General features: G+C 64.7%; 22 protein-coding genes and 1 tRNA gene. 10 read left to right on the forward strand and 13 right to left on the reverse strand.

All coding sequences use genetic code 11. The features are described from left to right. Positions 1-100: 100 nt before the first annotated feature. From ABZN20_RS10320 to ABZN20_RS10370, 11 genes are all read right to left on the reverse strand, one after another. Positions 101-871, reverse strand: a complete 771-nt coding sequence (locus ABZN20_RS10320; protein ID WP_367025194.1) for a hypothetical protein — start codon at positions 869-871, stop codon at positions 101-103. Between the two features lie 18 nt (positions 872-889). Next, positions 890-2119 carry a tyrosine-type recombinase/integrase gene (locus ABZN20_RS10325; RefSeq protein WP_367025195.1) on the reverse strand — a complete coding sequence of 410 codons (1230 nt, stop codon included), beginning with the start codon at positions 2117-2119 and terminating at the stop codon, positions 890-892. Positions 2120-2282: 163 nt separating this feature from the next. Then, a tRNA-Leu gene (locus ABZN20_RS10330) sits at positions 2283-2367 on the reverse strand. Between the two features lie 20 nt (positions 2368-2387). Next, complete coding sequence (gene secG / locus ABZN20_RS10335) at positions 2388-2741, reverse strand: preprotein translocase subunit SecG (RefSeq protein WP_218807751.1); 354 nt, start codon at positions 2739-2741, stop codon at positions 2388-2390. Positions 2742-2750: 9 nt separating this feature from the next. After that, complete coding sequence (tpiA, locus tag ABZN20_RS10340) at positions 2751-3503, reverse strand: triose-phosphate isomerase (protein ID WP_367025196.1); 753 nt, start codon at positions 3501-3503, stop codon at positions 2751-2753. A gap of 83 nt (positions 3504-3586) precedes the next feature. Next, on the reverse strand, positions 3587-7453 hold the full coding sequence (gene purL / locus ABZN20_RS10345) for a phosphoribosylformylglycinamidine synthase (RefSeq protein WP_367025197.1): 3867 nt from the start codon (positions 7451-7453) through the stop codon (positions 3587-3589). Between the two features lie 41 nt (positions 7454-7494). Further along, a complete protein-coding gene (bamC, locus tag ABZN20_RS10350) occupies positions 7495-8199 on the reverse strand; it encodes an outer membrane protein assembly factor BamC (protein ID WP_367025198.1) in 705 nt (234 codons plus the stop codon). Between the two features lie 10 nt (positions 8200-8209). Next, complete coding sequence (gene dapA, locus ABZN20_RS10355) at positions 8210-9085, reverse strand: 4-hydroxy-tetrahydrodipicolinate synthase (protein ID WP_218807755.1); 876 nt, start codon at positions 9083-9085, stop codon at positions 8210-8212. Positions 9086-9198: 113 nt separating this feature from the next. Continuing rightward, on the reverse strand, positions 9199-9609 hold the full coding sequence (locus ABZN20_RS10360) for an ExbD/TolR family protein (RefSeq protein ID WP_218807756.1): 411 nt from the start codon (positions 9607-9609) through the stop codon (positions 9199-9201). Between the two features lie 12 nt (positions 9610-9621). Further along, a complete protein-coding gene (locus tag ABZN20_RS10365) occupies positions 9622-10302 on the reverse strand; it encodes a MotA/TolQ/ExbB proton channel family protein (protein ID WP_218807757.1) in 681 nt (226 codons plus the stop codon). Between the two features lie 18 nt (positions 10303-10320). After that, positions 10321-11034, reverse strand: coding sequence for an energy transducer TonB (locus tag ABZN20_RS10370; protein ID WP_255556582.1), 714 nt, complete (start codon positions 11032-11034; stop codon positions 10321-10323). Between the two features lie 129 nt (positions 11035-11163). On the opposite strand from ABZN20_RS10370, the gene ABZN20_RS10375 reads away from it, so the two are divergent. The 5 genes from ABZN20_RS10375 (at position 11164) to ABZN20_RS10395 (ending at position 15228) form a co-directional block, all read left to right on the forward strand. After that, positions 11164-11823, forward strand: coding sequence for a DedA family protein (locus tag ABZN20_RS10375; protein ID WP_367025199.1), 660 nt, complete (start codon positions 11164-11166; stop codon positions 11821-11823). Positions 11824-11866: 43 nt separating this feature from the next. Further along, on the forward strand, positions 11867-12688 hold the full coding sequence (locus tag ABZN20_RS10380) for an undecaprenyl-diphosphate phosphatase (RefSeq protein ID WP_218807759.1): 822 nt from the start codon (positions 11867-11869) through the stop codon (positions 12686-12688). 64 nt (positions 12689-12752) lie between these two features. Continuing rightward, positions 12753-13280 (forward strand): glycine cleavage system protein R, encoded by a 528-nt coding sequence (locus ABZN20_RS10385; protein WP_218807760.1) that lies wholly within the window; start codon positions 12753-12755, stop codon positions 13278-13280. A 27-nt stretch (positions 13281-13307) separates the two neighbouring features. Further along, positions 13308-13793, forward strand: coding sequence for a peroxiredoxin (locus ABZN20_RS10390; protein ID WP_218807761.1), 486 nt, complete (start codon positions 13308-13310; stop codon positions 13791-13793). 25 nt (positions 13794-13818) lie between these two features. Continuing rightward, entirely contained in the window at positions 13819-15228 is a 1410-nt protein-coding gene (locus tag ABZN20_RS10395; RefSeq protein ID WP_218807762.1) for a PhoH family protein, read from the forward strand. A 9-nt stretch (positions 15229-15237) separates the two neighbouring features. On the opposite strand, the gene ABZN20_RS10400 is transcribed toward ABZN20_RS10395, so the two are convergent. After that, positions 15238-16326: an AI-2E family transporter gene (locus tag ABZN20_RS10400; protein WP_218807763.1), complete on the reverse strand. Its 1089-nt coding sequence runs from the start codon at positions 16324-16326 to the stop codon at positions 15238-15240. A 155-nt stretch (positions 16327-16481) separates the two neighbouring features. On the opposite strand from ABZN20_RS10400, the gene ABZN20_RS10405 reads away from it, so the two are divergent. Next, complete coding sequence (locus ABZN20_RS10405) at positions 16482-17387, forward strand: ROK family protein (protein ID WP_367025200.1); 906 nt, start codon at positions 16482-16484, stop codon at positions 17385-17387. A 1-nt stretch (position 17388) separates the two neighbouring features. Here ABZN20_RS10405 and ABZN20_RS10410 read toward each other — a convergent pair whose 3' ends face one another. Next, positions 17389-18363 carry an ABC transporter substrate-binding protein gene (locus tag ABZN20_RS10410; protein ID WP_218807765.1) on the reverse strand — a complete coding sequence of 325 codons (975 nt, stop codon included), beginning with the start codon at positions 18361-18363 and terminating at the stop codon, positions 17389-17391. A 58-nt stretch (positions 18364-18421) separates the two neighbouring features. Here ABZN20_RS10410 and ABZN20_RS10415 point away from each other — a divergent pair, with 58 nt between their 5' ends. The 4 genes from ABZN20_RS10415 (at position 18422) to ABZN20_RS10430 (ending at position 20598) form a co-directional block, all read left to right on the forward strand. Continuing rightward, positions 18422-19138 carry an MBL fold metallo-hydrolase gene (locus tag ABZN20_RS10415; RefSeq protein WP_367025201.1) on the forward strand — a complete coding sequence of 239 codons (717 nt, stop codon included), beginning with the start codon at positions 18422-18424 and terminating at the stop codon, positions 19136-19138. A gap of 105 nt (positions 19139-19243) precedes the next feature. Next, entirely contained in the window at positions 19244-19519 is a 276-nt protein-coding gene (locus ABZN20_RS10420; RefSeq protein ID WP_218807767.1) for a cupin domain-containing protein, read from the forward strand. A gap of 36 nt (positions 19520-19555) precedes the next feature. Then, a complete protein-coding gene (locus tag ABZN20_RS10425) occupies positions 19556-20140 on the forward strand; it encodes a helix-turn-helix transcriptional regulator (RefSeq protein WP_367025202.1) in 585 nt (194 codons plus the stop codon). Further along, entirely contained in the window at positions 20059-20598 is a 540-nt protein-coding gene (locus ABZN20_RS10430; protein WP_367025203.1) for a helix-turn-helix transcriptional regulator, read from the forward strand. The genes ABZN20_RS10425 and ABZN20_RS10430 overlap by 82 nt, the downstream gene beginning before the upstream one ends. Positions 20599-20857: the final 259 nt, after the last annotated feature.

A 20857-nucleotide genomic window follows, 5' to 3' on the forward strand; every position in this document is an offset into this window, starting at 1 on the left:
TGAGTATGACGCCACGCTATCATGGGATTTTTCCCGATCTTTTCCCGCGGGAAATCGGGAAACACTGTCGGGAAAGGACGGGAAACGCTGTCGGGAAGTTTTAGCCTTCTGAAGGGGTTGACAGCTTTTTGAACTTCTCTGAAATGATGTTGGACAACCTCTTGTAAAATATCGCCCCCTTATTCCCAGAACTCGACCTCCACTCAAGACCTCGATCCAAGCCTAGCGTGTAGACCGCCGTAATGGGTGAGCCTGGCTTGTTAACGTACTGATTCAAATTTTTCAAAAAAATGGCAGCCGTAGGCATACCATGTTCGAGCCACTTGCTGTAGAGAAATTCGTCTATTTCTCTCCTAAGCTCCTGTATAGGTATGTTTTCACGTCCTCCTTTAGTGGTTTTCACGTGGTTGCCGCGTTGACTTTCGTCGGAATGAATTATGTCTTGGTTCTCGTCCTCAAATCCCCAAACCTCGAAAGTCATTATTACCGGATCAAGGTCGCCATCTTCCTCCATTTTTTTCAGTAATCGCTCCGCTTCAGCGTAGAAGTCATCGGTATCAGGCGGGCAAGAATGTATTGGAACGAATTCCGTATATAGGTCGTTAAGTTCATCAAATCTATCCTGAAGCCAAGTACCATTAAGGCGGGAAAGCCATTCTTGCGGTGTGACAAATTTAACAAATGACGGAACCGCTCTCTTCCATTCGATTTTTTCCCATTTGTAATATTTGAAGCTCTTCGCCACGCACCTATAGGTTGTCGTAAGCCCAAACGCCTCGATCATATGATTGACGTCGCTTACTCGACATTTCCAATGATCGGCAAGCTCTTCAATGGTGAAATAGGCTCGAACAGGGGTTAGATTCGGCATGAACGCGTTCCTTGTATCTCAGGACTGGGAGCACCGGATCGGGATAACCTCGGCCCCGGTGCGTAAGCCGTCCAGGTAGTCCGCCCACCACTGCATCATCTTGCGCCGCTCCGGCAGGTGCTCGGCCCGGTTGTAGGCGGCACGCACGCTGTCCCGTTCGCCGTGGGCCAGCTGTCGCTCGATCGCGTCAGGGTGGAACAGATGGGATTCGTTCAGCCGGGTTGACGCCATGCTGCGAAACCCGTGGGCGGTCATGTCCTTGCCGGTGTATCCCATTCGCCGCAGCGCCGCCGTGATGGCGTTTTCCGACATAGGGCGCTCGTCCTTCGATCCTGGCGCTGTACGAGCGCTTGGGAACACGTAGCGGCCTCGGCCTGTCAGCGGGCGGATGGACTCAAAAATCTCGATAGCCTGCTTGCTCAGCGGAACGATGTGTTCGTCCCGCATCTTCATCTTGCTGGCCGGTATGCGCCACTCTGCCGCCTCGATGTCGATCTCCGTCCACTCGGCCTGCCTGACCTCGCCAGGGCGTAGCATGACAAGCGGTGATAGCTTCATGGCGCACTGGGTGGCGAAGTGACCGGTGTATCCGTCAATGTCCCGCAGCAGTTGTCCGATAGCCTTGGGATCGGTGACGGCGGCGAAGTGCTCCGACTTGACCGGCTGCAATGCGCCTTTCAGATCGCCGGCAGGGTCGCGCTCTGCCCGTCCGGTAGCGATGGCGTAGCGGAACACCTGCCCGCATATCCGCTTCGTGACGTGACACAGCTCGATGGCGCCACGGGACTCGATCCGCCGGAGCACGGCCAGCAGCTCCGGCGCGGTGATCTCGCGGGCGGGCCGGTTGCCGATCCAGGGGAACACGTCCTTTTGCAGACGCTCCAGGGTCTTCGTGGCGTGGCTTTCCGACTTGTTCGCCATATGGCGGGCGTGCCATTCGCGGGCGATGTGCTCGAAGCTGTCATCGCCTGCCTCGGTCCGCTTGGCGGCCTTCTTGTGATCGCTGGGGTCGATGCCGGTGGACAACAGCTTGCGGGCTTCGTCGCGCTTCTCGCGGGCTTCCTTCAGGGTTACCTCGGGATAGGTGCCAAGGCTCAGCATTTTGGGCTTGCCGCCGAAACGATAGCGGAACCGCCACCACTTCGAGCCGTTGGGCATGATGTGTAACACCAGCCCTTTCTCGTCGGTCTTGCGAATGGGCTTTTCGCCAGGCTTGGCAAGCCTTACAGCGGTGTCGGTCAAGGCCATGTGTGTAACCTCCGGTGGGTGTAACTCACTTACACCCGAAGTTACACACCCCTGTGTGTAGCTGTCAATGGATTCACCTGGTCTTCCTTGGGCAATAAAAAACCCGCAAAGCCTTGAAACTTGCGGGTTTGTGGACTTCCTTGGATGTCCTTAAAAGCTCAATTGGTGCCGATGGTCGGACTTGAACCGACACGACTTGCGTCACCACCCCCTCAAGATGGCGTGTCTACCAATTCCACCACATCGGCAGGCTGTTCGGGAACGGACGTCATTGCGCGGGTTGTCCCGGCACGTCGGACTCATTCTTGGCGGGTTCCGGCGCTACCACGGGCATGTCCGGCTGGGACTGCTGGGCGGCGGGAACGTCCATAATGTCGAGCCGCTTATTATCCACGTGCCCGGACAGATAAGCAAGGGTCAGGCTCGTTCCGAAAAACAGGGTGGCCAGAATGGCCGTGGTCCGCGACAGGAAGGACGCCGCGCCGCGCGCACCGAACAGGCTGCCGGAGGAGCCGCCGCCGAAACCGGCGCCAGCATCCGCTCCGCGCCCCTGCTGCAGCAGCACCAGCCCGACGATGCTCAAGGCGAGCAGAACATGAAAGACAGTCAACGCTTGAATCATAAACAGCACCTAAACTGAAACTGAATGACAGATCGACAAAAATGCCCGCGCATCGAGCGAGGCGCCGCCGATCAGGCCGCCATCGATATCGGGCATCGCAAACAATTCGGCGGAATTCTCCGGCTTCACGCTTCCGCCATAGATAATCTGTACCGCCTGAGCCACCTCCGGATTCCACCGGGCGATCAAGCTCCGGATGTGATAGTGCACTTCCTGAGCCTGGCCGGTGGTCGCGCTGCGCCCGGTCCCGACAGCCCATACCGGCTCGTATGCAATCACCGCGTGCTCCAGGGACTGGACGCCGGCGAATTCGAACACGGTGTCGATCTGCGCCCCGATGACCGCGAGGGTCCTGCCCTGCTCCCTCTGCTCCAGCGTTTCGCCGACGCAGAGGATCGGCTTCAGATGTCCCTGGATGGCCTGTTCGTAACGGGACGCCACCAGTTCGTTGGACTCGCCGTAGAGCAGACGCCGTTCCGAGTGCCCGACGATGGCCAGTTCACACCCGAACTCGCGCAGCATGCCTGCCGAGATTTCGCCGGTGAACGCTCCGGAGTTGTGGTCCGCGACGTTCTGCGCGCCGAGCATCACCTTGGTGCCCTTGAGTATCTCGGATGCCTGGGGGATGTAAACGAACGGCACGCACACCCCGACTTCCGCCTTGCAGTCTCCGATGCCGGCCAGAATGTCGTTCAGCAGGCGAGCCACGCTTGCGCTCCTGCCGTTCATCTTCCAGTTTCCAATCACCAGAGGACGACGCATCGATCCGGGCTCCTCGGAAAAATCGATCGATTATACCTTCGGCCGAGACCTTTTCAATGCCGGACCGCCAAACCCAAGCCGCGTTATCCGACCCACCGCCTGGCGTTGCGGAACATTCGCATCCACGGACCGTATTCGCCCCAGCCCCTGGCCCGCCAGGAATTCTGCACGCTGCGGAAACAGCGCTCCGGATGCGGCATCATGATGGTGAAACGCCCGTCCGGCGTGGTCAGACCGGTGACACCGCGGGGCGAGCCGTTGGGATTGAATGGGAACGCTTCGGTAATCCGGTCGTAGTTGTCGACGAAGGCCACCGCCACGAGCTGGCCCCCATTGCCCGCTCCGGCACGGTACTCGACCCGGCCCTCGCCGTGCGAAACCACGACCGGCAGCCGCGACCCCGCCATGCCATCGAAGAAGATCGAGCGGGACGGCTGGATTTCCACCATGGCGACCCGTGCCTCGTACTGCTCGGAACGGTTGCGGACGAAGCGCGGCCAGCTCTCGGCCCCCGGGATCAGTTCGTGCAACTGCGAAAGCATCTGGCAGCCGTTGCAGACCCCGAGCCCGAAGGTGTCCTCCCGCCGGAAGAAGGCCGAGAATTCATCCCTCAGCCGTGCGCTGTAGAGGATCGACTTGGCCCAGCCGCCGCCCGCGCCGAGCACGTCGCCGTAGGAAAACCCGCCACAGGCCGCCAGTCCACGGAAGTCCGCCAGGCCGATCCGGCCTTCCGCCAGATCGCTCATGTGCACGTCGACGCAGGCGAAGCCTGCGGCATCGAACGCCGCCGCCATTTCCATGTGGCCGTTGACGCCCTGTTCGCGCAGTATCGCCATCCGCGGTCGCGACAGATTGAGATAGGGAGCCGCCACATCGGCGTTCGGGTCGAAGCTCAGCTTGGCGTGCAAGCCGGGGTCACCGTCATCGAACAGGGCTTCGAACTGCTGCCGCGCGCAATCCGGATTGTCCCGCAACGCCTGCATGCGATAGCTGGTCTCGGACCAGATCCCTTGCAGTTCGGCGCGGCCGGCGCTGAATACCGGCACGCCGCCGTGATGCACCACGATCCGGCTGTCGGAACGCGGCGCACCGACCACCCGGCTGCAGGCACCCAGGCCGGCATCCTCGAGCCTCACCATCACCGCGGGCAGATCGTCGCTGGCTACCTGGATGACCGCGCCCAGCTCTTCGGCGAATGCCGCCGCCACCGGATCGCCGAGGTGATCGAGGTGCAGGTCGATGCCGGTCCTCGCGGCGAAGGCCATTTCCACGGCCGTGACGAACAGGCCGCCGTCGGAACGGTCGTGATAGGCGAGGATCAGCCCGTCCGAGTTGAGCGACTGCACGGCGCCGAAGAATGCCCGGAACAGGGTCGGGTCGTCGAGATCCGGGCAGGTCTCGCCCATCTGGCCGTACACTTGGGCCAATGCCGAACCGCCGAGGCGATTGCGCCCGTGGCCGAGATCGATCAGGACCAGCACCGAGCCGCCGCCGTCGAGCCGCAATTCCGGCGTCAGCGTCCGCCGCACGTCGGTCACCGGCGCGAATGCCGAAACGATCAGCGACAGCGGCGAAGCCATGGTCACGTCCTTGCCGCCCTCGCGCCATACGGTGCGCATCGACAGCGAATCCTTGCCGACCGGGATGGCGACACCCAGCGCCGGGCACAGGTCCAGGCCCACCGCGCGCACGGTATCGAACAGGCGGGCGTCTTCGCCGGGCACACCGGCCGCGGCCATCCAGTTCGCCGACAGCTTGACGTCGCCCAGCGAGGCGATCGGGGCCGCCAGGATGTTGGTCAACGCCTCACCCACCGCCATGCGTCCGGACGCCGGAGCGTCGATCACGGCCATGGGGGAACGTTCGCCCATGGCCATGGCCTCCCCGGTGACGGCGCGGAAACCCGATGCCGTCACCGCCACGTCCGCCACCGGCACCTGCCACGGGCCGACCAGTTGGTCCCGCGCCACCAGCCCGCCCACGGAGCGGTCACCGATGTGGATCAGGAAACTCTTGTCGGCCACCGCCGGCAGACTCAGTACCCGCTTGACGGCGTCGCGCCAGTCGAAGCCGGCGAAATCCAGCGGCTTCGTCGCCGGACGGAGCCGGCCGACGTCACGCAACATCCGGGGAGGCTTGCCGAACAGCAGGGACATCGGGATCGCCACCGGATGGTTGGCGAATTGCAGGTCGTTGACCACCAAGTCTTCGTCCGCCGTCGCCTGGCCGATCACCGCGAACGGACAGCGCTCGCGTTCGCACAGGGCTTGGAAGCGCTCCAGCCGTTCCGGGCGCAGGGCGAGCACGTAGCGCTCTTGGGATTCGTTGCACCAGAGCTGCATCGGCGAGAGGCCCGGCTCCGCGCTCGGAATGTTGCGCAGCTCGAAACGCCCGCCCCGCCCGCTGTCGTGGATGATTTCCGGAACCGCGTTGGACAGCCCGCCGGCGCCGACGTCGTGGATCGACAGGATCGGGTTGTCCTCGCCGAGGGCGACGCAATGATTGATGACCTCCTGGCAGCGCCGCTCCATCTCCGGGTTGTCGCGCTGCACCGAGGCGAAGTCGAGGTCTTCGGCGCTTTCGCCGGAGGCGACCGAGGAGGCGGCGCCGCCGCCCAGGCCGATCAGCATGGCCGGACCGCCCAGCACCACGATGGGAGCGCCCGGCGGGATTTCCGATTTGCCCAGATTGACTTCGCGGATGTTGCCCATGCCGCCGGCCAGCATGATCGGCTTGTGGTAGCCGTACAGGCTCGCGCCATCCGGCGACAACTGCTGGAAGGTTCGGAAATAGCCGCACAGGTTGGGGCGGCCGAATTCGTTGTTGAACGCCGCACCGCCGATCGGCCCCTCCAGCATGATCTGGAGGGGAGAGGCGATACGGCCGGGCTTGCCGCTGTCGGTCTCCCAGGGCTGGATGAAATCCGGGATGCGCAGATGCGAGACCGAGAAGCCGCACAACCCCGCCTTGCTGTGAGAACCGCGCCCGGTGGCGCCCTCGTCGCGGATCTCGCCGCCGACGCCGGTGGCGGCGCCCGGGAAGGGCGAAATCGCGGTCGGGTGATTGTGGGTCTCCACCTTCATCACCAGATGGGCCGGCTCTTCCCGGTAGCCATAGGCGAAGCCGCCGGGCTCCCGCAGCAGCACCTCGGCCCGCGCGCCCCGGACCACCGCGGCGTTGTCGCTGTAGGCGGAGACGATGCCCTCGGGACTCGCCTTGCTGGTATTGCGGATCATGCCGAACAGGGTCTGATCCTGCGCCTCGCCGTCGATCCGCCATTGCGCATTGAATATCTTGTGACGGCAATGCTCCGAATTCGCCTGGGCGAACATCATCAGCTCGATGTCGCTGGGATTGCGCGACATCGCCCGATAGCTCTCCTCCAGGTAATCCAGCTCGTCTTCCGACAGCGCCAGCCCCAGAGCGGCGTTGGCCTTGACCAGCGCCCACCGGCCTTCCTGCATGAGTGGAACGTATTGCAGCGGCTCCGGCTCGCGGTGGCGGAACAGCACCTCTTCCTGCCCGCGGCTGAGGACGGTCTGCGTCATGCGATCGTGCACAAGCGCCCTGACGGCTTCGCGCTGCGTCGCGGACAGCTCGCCGTCGAGCTGCAGCGTGTAGACGATGCCACGCTCGACCCGGCAGACCGCCTCCAGACCGCAGCGGCGGACGATCTCGGTCGCCTTGCTGGACCATGGCGAAATCGTCCCGATCCGCGGCGTCACCAGGAAGGCTTCCCCCGCTTCCGCCGCGCTCTCCACCGGACCATAGTGCAGGACTTGCCGCAGCAGCCGGTTCTCCGCCTCGTCCAGCTCACGCGCCAGCTCCGCGAAATGGACGAACCGGGCCTCGACCTTGCGAACGGCCGGCGCGACTCCCCGCAGGGATGCCAGCAGTCGGCTGGCGCGGAAAACGGACAAGGCCGATGGCCCCGGAATACAGACAACCATGGCAATGGCTCGCAGACTGTGGACAAAAATCGAGATCCGCCTTATTCGGCGGGCTTGGGAGACTCTTCCGCCGTCCCGGCATCGCCCTCGCTGCCGGATGCCGGCGGAGCGCTCGCGGATTTCTGGAACTGTGCGTGTATCGTTTTCAGCAGCTCGAGCCCCAGTCCCGATTGCTGCGGGTCGTCACGTCCGTCGGTCACGAAAACCTGGGTGATCTTGCCCTTCTGCTCGACATGGACCCGGAAGGCCGACGCCGTGCTGTCGCCGCCGCCGAACAAGCCGGAGAACAATCCCACGTCTTCCGGGGCGCGCTGGCCGGTGCCGTTGTAATAGACCTCGAATATGCCTTTCGCCTGATCCTCCCCGACCACCTCGAGCTTGGCCCGGCCGAGGGCGCGGTTGACCGAGCGCCAGGCCTCCTCGAACGGCGCCTCGACCTCGATGAGGGGAACGTCGCTCATGTCCTGCGCCAGCGTCGTCTTCGGATCCGGCTCCTCGGCCTCCGCTTCGGACGAGACCCGCGGCGTCGGATCCTCCTTCGGCTGGAGGGCTTCCGCCTGGGCCGCGGAAACCACCGCTCCTTCGATGGTCGACGAGCTCAAATCCGGCGGAATTTCCAGCGGCGGTATTTCCGAATGATAGCGGTACTGCTTCTGCTTGTCCGGAAACAGACTGGCGATATAGGTGCAGCCGCCCAGCAGCCAGAGCGCCCCGCCGAGAGCCGCCCACCTGAATGCATTGCCCATGGAATGGCCCTCAGATCACGCCGGCCTGGCGCATGGCCTGGCGTACCGCCTCCCGGCACGACTCGTCCAGCCAGGTCAGCGGCAGGCGGATACCCTCCTGGATCAATCCCATTTCGTGCAACGCCCATTTCGCGGGTATGGGATTGGACTCGATGAACAGATCGCGATGCAGGGCTTCGAGCCGGCGGTTGAACGCCTCGGCGCTCGCCCGGTCCCCGGCGATGGCCGCCCGACACATGTCGTGCATGAGCCGCGGCGCCACGTTGGCCGTGACGGAAATCACGCCGTTGCCGCCCATCAGGCAGAATTCGCACGCCGTCGCATCGTCGCCGGAATACAGGGCGAATCCCTCGGGGCACAGCGCCCGGATTTCGGCCAGCCGTTCGAGCTTGCCCGTCGCTTCCTTGATCCCGACGATGCCGGGGACCTGCGCCAGCCGCCCCACCGTGGCCGGCAGCATGTCGCAGCCGGTGCGGCCGGGTACGTTGTAAAGGATCTGCGGGATGTCCACCGCCTCGGCGACCGCCCGGTGGTGCCGGTAGAGGCCTTCCTGGGTCGGCTTGTTGTAATACGGCGTGACGAGAAGACAGGCGTCCGCTCCGACGGCCTTGGCCTTGGCGGTCAGGCTGATGGCTTCGGTGGTCGCGTTCGCGCCGGTACCGGCAATGACCGGGATCCTGCCGGCGACCTGTTCCACCACCAGACGGATGACTTCGGTGTGCTCTGCTTCGTCCAGCGTCGCCGATTCGCCGGTCGTCCCCACCGCCACGATGGCATCCGTTCCCTGGTCGATGTGGAACTCGACCAGCCGCCTGAGGCCGGCGACATCCAGCCTCCCGTCGGGTTCCATGGGCGTTGCCAGGGCAACGATACTGCCTTGAATCATTCGATGCGTCCGCTAAAAAGTGTCGATGGTAGCGTGTCGCCCATATCGCTGACAACACGGGGAAAAGCGTTCCGGAAGAGCCTGCGACATGGCACGGACGACCTCACCGGACGCTACTCCTGCACCGTCGCCAGGGAAAGCCGGTTGACCCCGGCCTTGTGGGCGGTGGCGAGCACCTTGGCGACGACGGCATAGGACACCGCCTGGTCGGCGTGGACGATGTACAGGCCTTCCGGATTCTGCTGCACCTGATCCCGGAGCTTGGCTTCCAACTGCGCCAGGTCGGCGATCTCGCTCTTGTCCAGCACGATGCGCCCCTGGGCGTCGATGCCGATCGGGGTCGATTGGTTGTCGTCCGAGGCGGCCACCGCGCCGGTCTTGGGCAGGTTGACGTTCATGCTCTGGGTCAGCAGCGGCGCCGTCACCAGGAACACGATCACCAGCACCAGCATGACGTCGACCAGCGGGGTGACGTTGATCTCGCTCATCACTTCGTCGTTGTCGCCCCCGGTTTTCATGGCCATGGCGTCTCTCCTTCACTCGCCCTGAGCGTAGCCGAAGGGGCGGCCGGCGGTTTCGGCGGCGACCAGGTGCAGGAAGTCTTCGGCGAAGATTTCCAGCGCCTGCTGTCGGCGGCGCGATTGCCGCATCAGGAAGTTGTAGGCCAGCACCGCGGGCACTGCGACGGCGATGCCGATGGCGGTGGCGATCAGCGCTTCGCCGATCGGGCCGGCCACCACGTCCAGGCTGGCCTTGCCGCTTTTGCTGATGTCCTGCAGGGCGCGCATGATGCCCCACACGGTGCCGAACAGGCCGACGAAGGGGGCGGTGGAGCCGATGCTGGCGAGGACCGTGAGCCCGATGTCCGACAGCCGGGATTCGCGCTCGAGCTGGCGCTTGAGCTTGCGTTCCAGGGTGGCGAGCAGGTCGCCTCGGTATTTGAGGGCCGGCGGGCAGCTCTGGCCGGCGCTGTCGAGCACGTCGAAACCGGCGCCGGCGAGCCGGACGACGGGAGCGGTCTTGCCGGCGCCGATTTCCCCGCGGGCCTCGTCGAGGCTGGAGGCGCCCCAGAACCGTTCTTCGAAACTCCGGTTGGCGAGGCTCTGCCGCCAGTACTGCCAGACCTTGAGAACGATCAGCGTCCAGGTGAGGATGGAAAAGGCAATCAGGACCCAGAGGGTGGCATTGATGATGAGGGTGGAGGAATCGGTAACCATGATTGCGACCGGCTAGGGTTAATGAGAGAGTGAAAATTCCAGCGGCACCACGACCCAACTCGCGACCGCCTTGCCGCCCTTGGTGGCCGGGACGAAGCGCCAGCGGCGGACGGTTTCCATCGCGGACTCGTCGAGAATGTCGTGGCCGCTGCTACCTTGCAGCTCGACTTCGGCCGGAAGCCCTGTCGGCAAAACGTGGACCTTGAGCATGACTTTGCCCTGCCAGCGCTGCTTCTTGGCGAACGCCGGGTATTCCGGCACGGGGTTGTGCAAGTAATTGGCGCTGAAGTTCGCGGGCGTCGAAGGCGGGACGGCCGCCGGCCCCGCGCCGCCGCCGTCGGCCCGGGCAGCCGGCGCGCTTTCGGGCGGCGGCGCGCTGGCGGACTCGCTCTTGGCGGACGCCTCCTCGGCGGGCTTGACCGGCAGCGGCTTGGGCAAAGTCCTGGCCACCGGCTTGGGCTTGGCGACGGGTTTCGGTTTGGGCGGAGTCACCGGCTTCGGCGGCGCGGTCGGCGCCGGCGCGGGAGATGCCGCCGGTTCCTGCGCCTTCGGCGCCAGCATCTGCAGGGAAACCTCGATGGCCTGCTGCGGCACGCGCGCCGGTTCCAGCCGCTTCATCTCCCGCCAGGCCAGCCACAGACCGAGATGCGCCGCGGAAACCAGCAGCAGGATCACCGCGCCCGGTCGATAGAAGGATTCGGTCGTTGGGGGCAAGGGGCTGAGAGCGGACAAGGGAACGATCGGAACCACACGAGATGAACTATCATACAGGGTCTCCGATATCGATTCCTAGTCGCGACTCCCGCCCCGAATCCGCCGTTTCGAGCCTATTTCCAAGACCTTACCCCTACTCGGACCATCATGCCTGAATTGACCAGTTATCTGGACTACATCCTCCATCTCAACCGGCATCTGCCGGAGCTGGCAGCGGCCCACGGCAGCCAGATCTACCTGAGCCTGTTCCTGGTCGTGTTCTGCGAAACCGGCCTCATCGTCCTCCCCTTCCTGCCCGGCGATTCGCTGCTGTTCGCCGCCGGCGCGGTGGCGGCAACCGGCGCCATGGACGTCTCGACCCTGGGCCTCGTCCTCGCCACGGCGGCGATCGTGGGCGATGCCGTCAACTATCTCGCAGGCAATTTCTTCGGATACAAGCTCCACGACCGCGATTTCCTGCGCTTCATCGACCGGAAACACATCGAGCGCACGCACAGCTATTTCGAGCACTACGGCAAAATGACCATCATCATCGCCCGCTTCGTGCCGATCGTGCGGACCTTCGCGCCCTTCCTGGCCGGCGTCGGCAGCATGCGGTACGTGGAATTCGCCAGTTTCAACGTCATCGGCGGCCTGCTCTGGGTGGGGCTCCTGGTCGGAGCGGGTTACGGCTTCGGCAACATTCCCTGGGTCAAGGACAATTTCAGCATCGTGGTACTGTCGATCATCGCCGTCTCGGTGCTGCCCCTGGTGATCGGTTATCTGCGCGAGCGCCCGGCCCCAGCCGCACCCGCGCCGAAAGACTGATCCCGGCCAATTCCAAATTCTTCCCTACCCATCCGGTTCCGCCATGCTGCTTCCCGACTGGCTCAACGCCCTGATCCTCGGCCTCGTCGAAGGCCTGACCGAATTCCTGCCGGTGTCCAGCACCGGCCATCTCATTCTCGTGGGCGAGTTGCTCAAGTTCAACGACGACCGCGGCAAGCTCTTCGAGGTCGTCATCCAGTCCGGGGCGATCCTCGCCGTGTGCTGGGAATACCGGCGCAAGCTCATCGAGCTGCTGTTCGGCCTCGGCCACAGCCGGCAGGCCCGCCGCTTCGTCATGAACCTCGTCATCGCTTTCATCCCCGCCGGCGTCGTGGGACTCCTGGCCGGCAAGGCCATCAAGGCCCACCTTTTCAACTCCACCACGGTGACGACCACTTTCATCCTGGGCGGTCTGATCATCCTTTGGGTGGAACGGCGCAAACGCCCCCCGCGGGTGGAATCCCTCGACGACATCGACTGGCGCCTGGCGCTCAAGCTGGGTCTGTTCCAGACCCTGGCGATGATCCCCGGCACCTCGCGCTCCGGCGCCACCATCATCGGCGGCCTGCTGCTGGGGCTTTCGCGCCGGGCCGCCACCGAATTCTCGTTCTTCCTGGCCATCCCGACGCTGTTCATCGCCACGGCCTACGACCTCTACAAGACCGGGGGAATCCTCCACGCGGAAGACCTGTCTTCCTTCGGGATCGGCTTCGCGGCGGCCTTCGTCAGCGCCTTCCTCGCCGTGCGCGGGCTGCTGCGCTACATCGGCGGACACGACTTCACCATCTTCGCCTGGTACCGGATCGCCTTCGGTCTGGTCGTGCTGGCCACGGCCCGTTACGGGCTGGTCGCCTGGACCGCCTGAGCGCCCGGCATGACGTGGTAAACTTCCCGCCAAACTCCCGCACAACGAACCCAACCCTCACCGAATGCAAATCGTCGCAACCATACTGGGCGCCGACCGCCTGAACCTGATCGCCGAAATCAGCCAGGTGGTGAGCGAATGCCGATGCACCCTGCTCGAAAGCCGCATGACCGAACTCGGCACCGAATTCGCCGGCCATCTGATGGTGGAAGGCAACTGGAACCACATCGCCCGGTTCGAAAGCGCGCTGGAAAATCTGGCCGCGCGCTACGCACTCAAGATCCACATGCTGCGGGTGCCCGAGGACAAGACCCGGGAAGAGGATGCGATTCCTTACGCCGTGGACGTGGTGGCCGGCGAGAGCGGCAGCCACCTGTTCGAACTGGCGGATTTCTTCGTCGCCCGCCACATCAAGATTCTGGACGTCAGCACCAGCCGCCCGCCCGCGCCCTACAGCGGAACGCCGATGTTCATCGCGCACCTGACCGTGATGATCCCGCCGACCATGAAAATCATCCCGTTGCGGGACGAATTCGTCGAATTCTGCGACCGGCAAAACCTCGATGCCATCCTGGAGCCGGTCAAGCGCTAAAAGCCGTTCTTTCACAGGAGCTTTCCCATGAGCACACCGACGATCGGACAACCCGTGCCGGACTTCCATGCCGAATCGACCGCCGGAGAGCCGTTCCAGTTGTCCGCACGGCGCGGACGCCACCTGGTCCTCTACTTCTATCCCAAGGACAGCACGCCGGGGTGCACCCAGGAAGGCCAGGATTTCCGCGATCATTACCCCGAGTTCCAGAAACTCGGCGCGGACATCGCGGGGGTTTCACGCGACAGCCTGAAATCGCACGAACGCTTCCGCTGCAAGTACGAATTTCCGTTCGAGCTGCTCTCCGACGGCGACGAGGCGCTGTGCCAGATGTTCGACGTCATCCGCCTGAAAAACATGTACGGTAAACAGGTGCGAGGCATCGAGCGCAGCACTTTCCTGATCGACGCCGAAGGACGGCTCGCCGCCGAATGGCGCAAGGTCAGCGTCAAAGGGCATGCCGAGGAGGTGCTCCGAGCCGTCGCAGGGCTCGCCGCGAACACCTCCGCTTGATCGCTTCTCAAGGGAAATCCGCCTCATGACGCCCGCCGCCGATCGCAAGCTGTTCGTGCTCGACACCAATGTGCTGATGCACGATCCCGCCTCGCTGTTCCGTTTCCAGGAGCACGACATCTTCATCCCGATGATCGTGCTGGAAGAGCTCGATCACGGCAAGAAGGGCCTGTCCGACGTGGCGCGGAACGCCCGCCAGGCCAGCCGCTTCTTCGACGAACTGGTCCACCTGACCGCCCTGGACGACATCGACCAGGGCATCCCGCTGACGCGGACGGATTACGCCGGCCGCATCGACGAACGTTGCCAGGGCCGCCTGTTCTTCCAGACGCGCCGCCTCGCCGCCTCGCTGCCGGTCAATCTGCCCGGCGACATTCCAGACAACTCGATCCTGGCGACCCTCCTGGCGCTGTCCGAAGAATGCCCCAACCGGCAGGTGGTGCTGGTGTCGAAAGACATCAACATGCGCATCAAGGCCACGGTGCTTGGCCTTCGGGCCGAGGACTACCACAACGACCAGGTGCTGGACGACGTCAACCTGCTCTACAGCGGCGCCATCGAGCTGCCGTCCGACTTCTGGGACAGCCACGGCGGCAAGATGGAATCCTGGCAGGAGCGCGGCCGGACCTTCTACCGGGTCCACGGCCCGCTGGTGAAGGACTTCTTCCCCAACCAGTACCTCTATCTGGCCGACGAATCGCAGTTCGAAGCCATCGTGCGCCGGCGCGAGAACGGCAGCGCCGTCATCGAGCTGGCCCGAGACTTCCGCACGTCGCAGCATGCCGTCTGGGGCATCCAGGCCAGGAACCGCGAACAGAATTTCGCCCTCAACGTCCTGCTCGATCCGGACATCGATTTCGTCACCCTGCTCGGCAGCGCCGGCACCGGCAAGACCCTGCTGGCCCTGGCCGCCGGCCTGGTCATGACCCTGGACCAGAAGCTGTACCGCGAAATCATCATGAGCCGGGAGACGATCCCGCTGGGCGAGGACATCGGCTTCCTGCCCGGCACGGAGGAAGAAAAGATGACGCCCTGGATGGGCGCGCTGCTCGACAACCTGGAACTGCTCAGCAGCCACGAGAACGCCGGCGCCTGGGAACGGGCGGCGACCAACACCCTGCTGCTCAACCGGGTCAAGGTCAGATCGCTCAATTTCATGCGCGGCCGCACCTTCCTGAACCGCTACATCATCCTCGACGAGGCCCAGAACCTGACCTCGAAGCAGATGAAAACCCTGATCACCCGCGCCGGCCCCGGCACCAAGATCGTCTGCCTCGGCAACATCGGCCAGATCGACACCCCCTACCTCACCGGCACCACCTCGGGCCTCACCTACGTCGTCGACCGCTTCAAGCAATGGCCGCACGCGGCCCACATCACCCTGCGCCGGGGCGAGCGCTCGCGGCTGGCGGATTTCGCCTCGGATACGCTCTGAGCCGCGCGACTACTGTCCGCCGGCGGCGGGCATCTCGCCTTCCCCCAGCCTGGGCCAGGCACTGAGCACCGCCTTCACCAGCGTGGCCAGGGGGATGGCAAAGAACACGCCCCAGAATCCCCACCAGCCGCCGAAGAACAGGATCGCCACGATGATGGCCACGGGGTGGAGATTGACGACCTCGGAAAACAGCAGCGGCACCAGCATGACGCCGTCCAATGCCTGGATGATGGCGTAGGCCAGCATCAGGTACCAGAAATCGTCGGAGACGCCCCACTGGAAGAACGCGACGATCATGACCGGGAAGGTCACCAGGGTCGCGCCGACATAGGGGATGATGACCGAAAGCCCCATCAACACGGCGAGCAGCAGGGCATAGTTCAGCCCCATCACGGAAAAGGTCACGAAGCTGGCCGCGAACAGGATGACGATCTCGACGAACTTGCCGCGCACGTAATTGCCGATCTGCATGTCGACCTCCTTCCATACGCGGTTGGACAGGTTGCGGTCGCGCGGAAGGTACTGGGTGAACCAACCCAGGATGCGGTCCCGGTCCTTCAGGAAGAAGAACACCAGGAGCGGCACCAGGATGAAATAGACCACCACGGTGATGAGGCTGACCAGGGAGGCGTAGGAATAGGTCAGCATAGACTGGCCGTAGGAGATCAGTTCCGCCCGGATCGCGCCGATCAGGTCGTTCACCTGCTCCTGGGTGATGTAGTCCGGATAGCGCTCCGGCAGTTCCATGATCAGCACCTGCCCGCGGTTCACCCAACTCGGCGCCTGCTCGATCAGTTGCAGGGTCTGCTGGTACAAGAGCGGCAGCAGGCCGACGAAGACGACCAGCAGCAGCGCGAGGAACAGGAGATAGACGAGGAACACCGAAGCCAGCCGCGGCAGTTTCTTGCGCTCGCCGAATTCCACCAGGCCGTCCAGCAGGTAGGCGATGATCCCGGCGGCGAACACCGGTATCAGCATCTTGGCCAGGCTGACCACGACGATGAAGCCGACCACTAGCAGAATCGCAAACGAGACGGCCTGGGCGTTGGGAAGAATCCGCCTGAACCAGTCGCTGAGCCATTCGCGCAAGTGCTGCATACCCCCTCCCTTACTTTATTTTAATTATTGGACGCCCTGCCGGGCTTTTGGCCCGCATGGTACTACACGCCCGCCGGGTCTTCCCTCTCCGCCGCTTGCGCATGAACGCCCGTACTGGCTACCCTCACGGTTTTTTTGATTGACACGTTGACTTCATGAGCTTACTGCTGGGTGTCGACCTCGGGGGAACGAAGGTCGAACTGATCGCCCTGACCTCCCACGGCCGGGAGCTGCTCCGCCGCCGCCGCACCGATACGCCTCAGGGCAATTACCCGGAAACGATCCGGACCATCGTGAAGCTGGTCGAGGAAGCCGAGGACGAGCTGGCCGAGAGGGGCACGGTAGGGATAGGAACGCCGGGCGCGGTGTCGGCGGCGACGGGGCGGCTGAAAAACTCCAACTCGGTGTGCCTGAACGGCATGCCCCTGCGGGAAGACCTCGCGCGGGCGCTGGGCCGGCCGGTACGGCTGGCGAACGACGCCGACTGCTTCGCTCTGTCGGAAGCCGTGGACGGTGCCGCGGCGCGTGCGGAAATCGTGTTCGGGGTGATCCTGGGCACGGGCGTCGGCGGCGGCATCGTGGTGCGGGGGAGGCTGCTCAACGGCGCCAACGCCATCGCGGGAGAATGGGGCCACAATCCGCTGCCCTGGCCTCAGGGCGTCGAGCGCCCCGGCCCGCCCTGCTACTGCGGCAGGAGCGGCTGCATCGAGACCTTCCTGTCCGGTCCCGGCCTCGCCCGCGACCACGAGCGCCGGACCGGCGAGTCCCTGGACGCCAGGACCATCGCCGAACGCGCAGAGCTGGGCTATTCGACCTGCCGCGGCAGCATGGCGCTCTACGAGGACCGGCTGGCCCGCGCGCTGGCCCACGTCATCAACATCGTGGACCCGCACGTCATCGTGCTGGGCGGCGGACTGTCCAACTGCACGCGGCTGTATGCGAACGTGCCCCGCCTATGGGGGCGATACGTGTTCTCCGACCGAGTCGACACCAAGCTGGTGCCGCCCCGCTACGGCGATTCCAGCGGAGTGCGGGGAGCGGCCTGGCTGTGGAAGCGCTGAACTACCGGACCGGCGCGGACCAGAACACGCCGGGTGGCAGCCCTGCCCCGCCTTGCGCGAACTCGGCTCCGCCGAATCGCCGCAACAGGGCATAGACCTTTTCCGCGCTGGCGGCCTGGGCCGCGCCGGTCTCGGTGATCCGGCCCTCGCAGTAGCCCTTGCGCAAGGCCGCCAATACCTCCGGCCGGGATTCGCCGCTCAAAGGCGCGACCTTCGCCCAGGCTGCATCCGAGGTGCACAATGCGTCCCGCGCGCCATCCATGCCCTCGAGCAGCCCCTCCAGCGCCGCCCCGTTAGCGCGCGCCCAGCTTTCGCGGAACACCAGGCCGAGGCTGGCCATCCCGGGATCGACGCCGAGTTCGCGCAAGACGTCCTTCCCGTCGATGAGGCGGCGGAAACCCTCGTTTTCCAGCCTGGCCGCAAAATGCCAGTAAGTGAGCAGCGCATCGAGCCGCCCTTGCTTGAGCTGCTGCGCCAGCAGCGGCGGGGCGCCGAACACCGGCTCGGCCTGGGTCGCCAGATCGATGCCGTGTTTCTGCTGGGCCGCGCCTTTGAGCAGCAGCCAGTTCTTGTCCAGGCCGCCGCCGACCACGCCCAGCCGCTTGCCCTGGAGGTCGGCCAGGGTCCGGAGGGCGGAATCGGCCTTCACCATCACCACGCCCTGATGACTGGAATAGGGCACGAAGCTGTAATCCATTCCCTTCTCCCGCTGCCGCGCCACCCATATCCAGTCGGTCGCGATCACGTCGACGCTGCCGCCCTGCAGGGCGATCTTGCCGGCATCAGGCCCCGCCAGCACCGTCACGTCCAGCACCACGCCATTGGCTTTATCCAACCCGCCGTGGCGCATCGCCGCCACCTCCCAGTTGACGGTGCCGGTCGCCAAGGTGCCGATGCGGACGGTTGCCTGCTCGGCCGCGAAGGAGAACGATGCGCCGAGCAAGCCGGCGATGAACGTCAGGCGTTTCAGGATCATGCGTAGGCTCCCAGGACCAGTAAACAGTGCATTATGCGTGCACCGCCGGATCGAAACCATGTCGGCCGCGTTTTCGATTACCATGGCCGCTCCGGACCCGCCCGAAAACAGCCGCATGAAAGCCGTCGTCATCCCCGTCACCCCGTTCCAGCAGAACTGCACGATCCTCGGCTGCGAGGCCACCGGCCTGGGCGCCGTGGTCGATCCCGGCGGCGAGCTGGACCGGATCATGGCCGCCGCCGAGGACGCCGGCTTCACCCTGAGTAAGATCCTGCTGACCCACGCCCATGCCGACCACGCCGCCGGCGCCGCCGCTCTCGCCGCGCGCCTCGGCATCCCGATCGAAGGCCCGCACCGGGACGATGAGTTCTGGATCGAAACCCTGCCCCAGCAATGCCTGATGTTCGGCCTGCCGCGGGCGACGGTCTTCACCCCCGACCGCTGGCTGGAGCACGGCGACACCGTGAGCTTCGGCGCGGAGACCCTGGAGGTGCTGCACTGCCCCGGCCACACGCCCGGCCACGTGGTGTTCTTCCATCGCGGCCAGCGGCTGGCCCTGGTCGGCGACGTCCTGTTCAAAGGCTCGATCGGCCGCACCGACTTCCCCCGCGGCGACTACGATACCCTCATCCGCTCCATCCGCGAGCGGCTGTTCCCGCTGGGCGACGACGTAACCTTCATCCCCGGCCACGGCCCGACCTCGACCTTCGGCGAGGAGCGGCGCTCCAACCCGTTCGTGGGAGAGGGCTTCAGCCCTCGATCGGACGCAGGCTAGAGCTACCCCCATCTGTCCCTGCAACACCCGCTGAAATCTCGACGCAGGCGCAACATTTGGGCTAGATTTTCAGCGCCCTCCCACTCGATGACAGGAGTTAACCCCATGTCCACGATCAAAGTCGAAAACAATCCCCCGGAAACCCGTCTCGGCGAACTGGGCGTCAGGCGCTGGCCGACCTGGAGCTGCGGCGTCTCCTCCTTCCCCTGGACCTACGACGAAAGCGAAACCTGCTACATTCTCGAAGGCGAGGTCACCGTCACCCCTGAAGGCGGCGAGCCTGTCCGCTTCGGCAAGGGCGACCTGGTCACCTTCCCGACCGGCTTGTCCTGCACCTGGGACGTGCACGTACCGGTGAGAAAGCACTACACCTTCGGCTGAGCCGAAGCACCCTTCGCGGACCCGGGCTCCGGCCGCATGGACCGCACCGAGCGCTTCTACCGGATCGAACAGATGCTGCGCGAGCGGCGCACCGTGCCGCTCCGCGAATTCCTCGACGTCCTCGGCGTCTCGCGTGCCACCTTCGTCCGCGATCTCGAATACCTCCGCGAGCGGCTCAAGGCTCCCATCGAATGGGACCGCGAACTGCGCGGCTACCGGCTCGGCGAACCCGACGGACGGACCGGCCACGAGCTGCCCGGCCTGTGGTTCAACGCCTCGGAAATCCACGCCCTGCTCACCATGCGCCGGCTGCTGGCCGAACTCCAGCCCGGCCTGCTCGAACCGCACGTGCGCCCCCTGCTCGACCGCCTCAACGGCCTGCTGGAACATGGCGACCGCAGCGTGGGCGACATCGAAAAGCGGGTGCGCATCCTCCAGACCGCCCAGCGCACCGCCGAACAGCGCCACTTCCAGCCGGTTGCGACCGCCCTGTTCGAACGGCGCCGGCTGCACATCGGCCATTTCAACCGATCAACGCCTTGGCGGCTTGCAGGCGCTCGTCGTTCGAACGGCGCCGGCTGCACATCGGCCATTTCAACCGGGAAACCGGCGCCACCCTGAGCCGGATCGTCTCGCCCCAGCGCCTCACCCATCACCGCGGCGCCTGGTACCTCGATGCCTGGTGCCACCTGCGCGACGCCCTCCGCCGCTTCGCCGTCGATGCCATGACCACCGTCGAGGCGCTCCCCGAGCCAGCCGTGGACATCGACCCGGCCAGCCTCGACGCCCATCTCGATAGCGGCTACGGCATTTTTTCCGGTCCGGCCGGACAATACGCCCGACTGCGCTTCACCCCCCAACGGGCCCAATGGGTCAGCCGCGAAATCTGGCATCCCCGGCAGCACGGCGAATGGGACGAGGCCGGACGCTATCTGCTGACGGTTCCTTATGCCGACGACCGCGAGCTGGTCATGGACATTCTCAAGCACGGCGCCGAAGTGGAAGTGCTCGAACCGCAAACGCTGCGCCGGCGGGTACGAGCCGCCATTGCCGACATGGCAGCGCTCTACCGGGATTGAAAAAAATTTTTCACTGCCTCACGCCATGAGGCAGTAGGCGCCGCATCTTCCACCCTGCCTCTTTCCTCAACCAGGAGCAGATCGATGAAAGCAATATCTTGCGGCCGTGAAACGCATGTCCCGCCGTACCGTCAGGCCTCCCTTCCCTGTTGCGCCCAGGCCAGCGCAGCTTCCAGCCCCCGAGGCTCGACCTTCACCGATCGCTGGAACGACTACGACATCCCGACGTTCATCCGGCGCGGGGTCAGGCCGGCGTGGC

This window comes from Methylococcus sp. ANG (genome assembly GCF_040730495.1).
GTDB lineage: Bacteria > Pseudomonadota > Gammaproteobacteria > Methylococcales > Methylococcaceae > Methylococcus.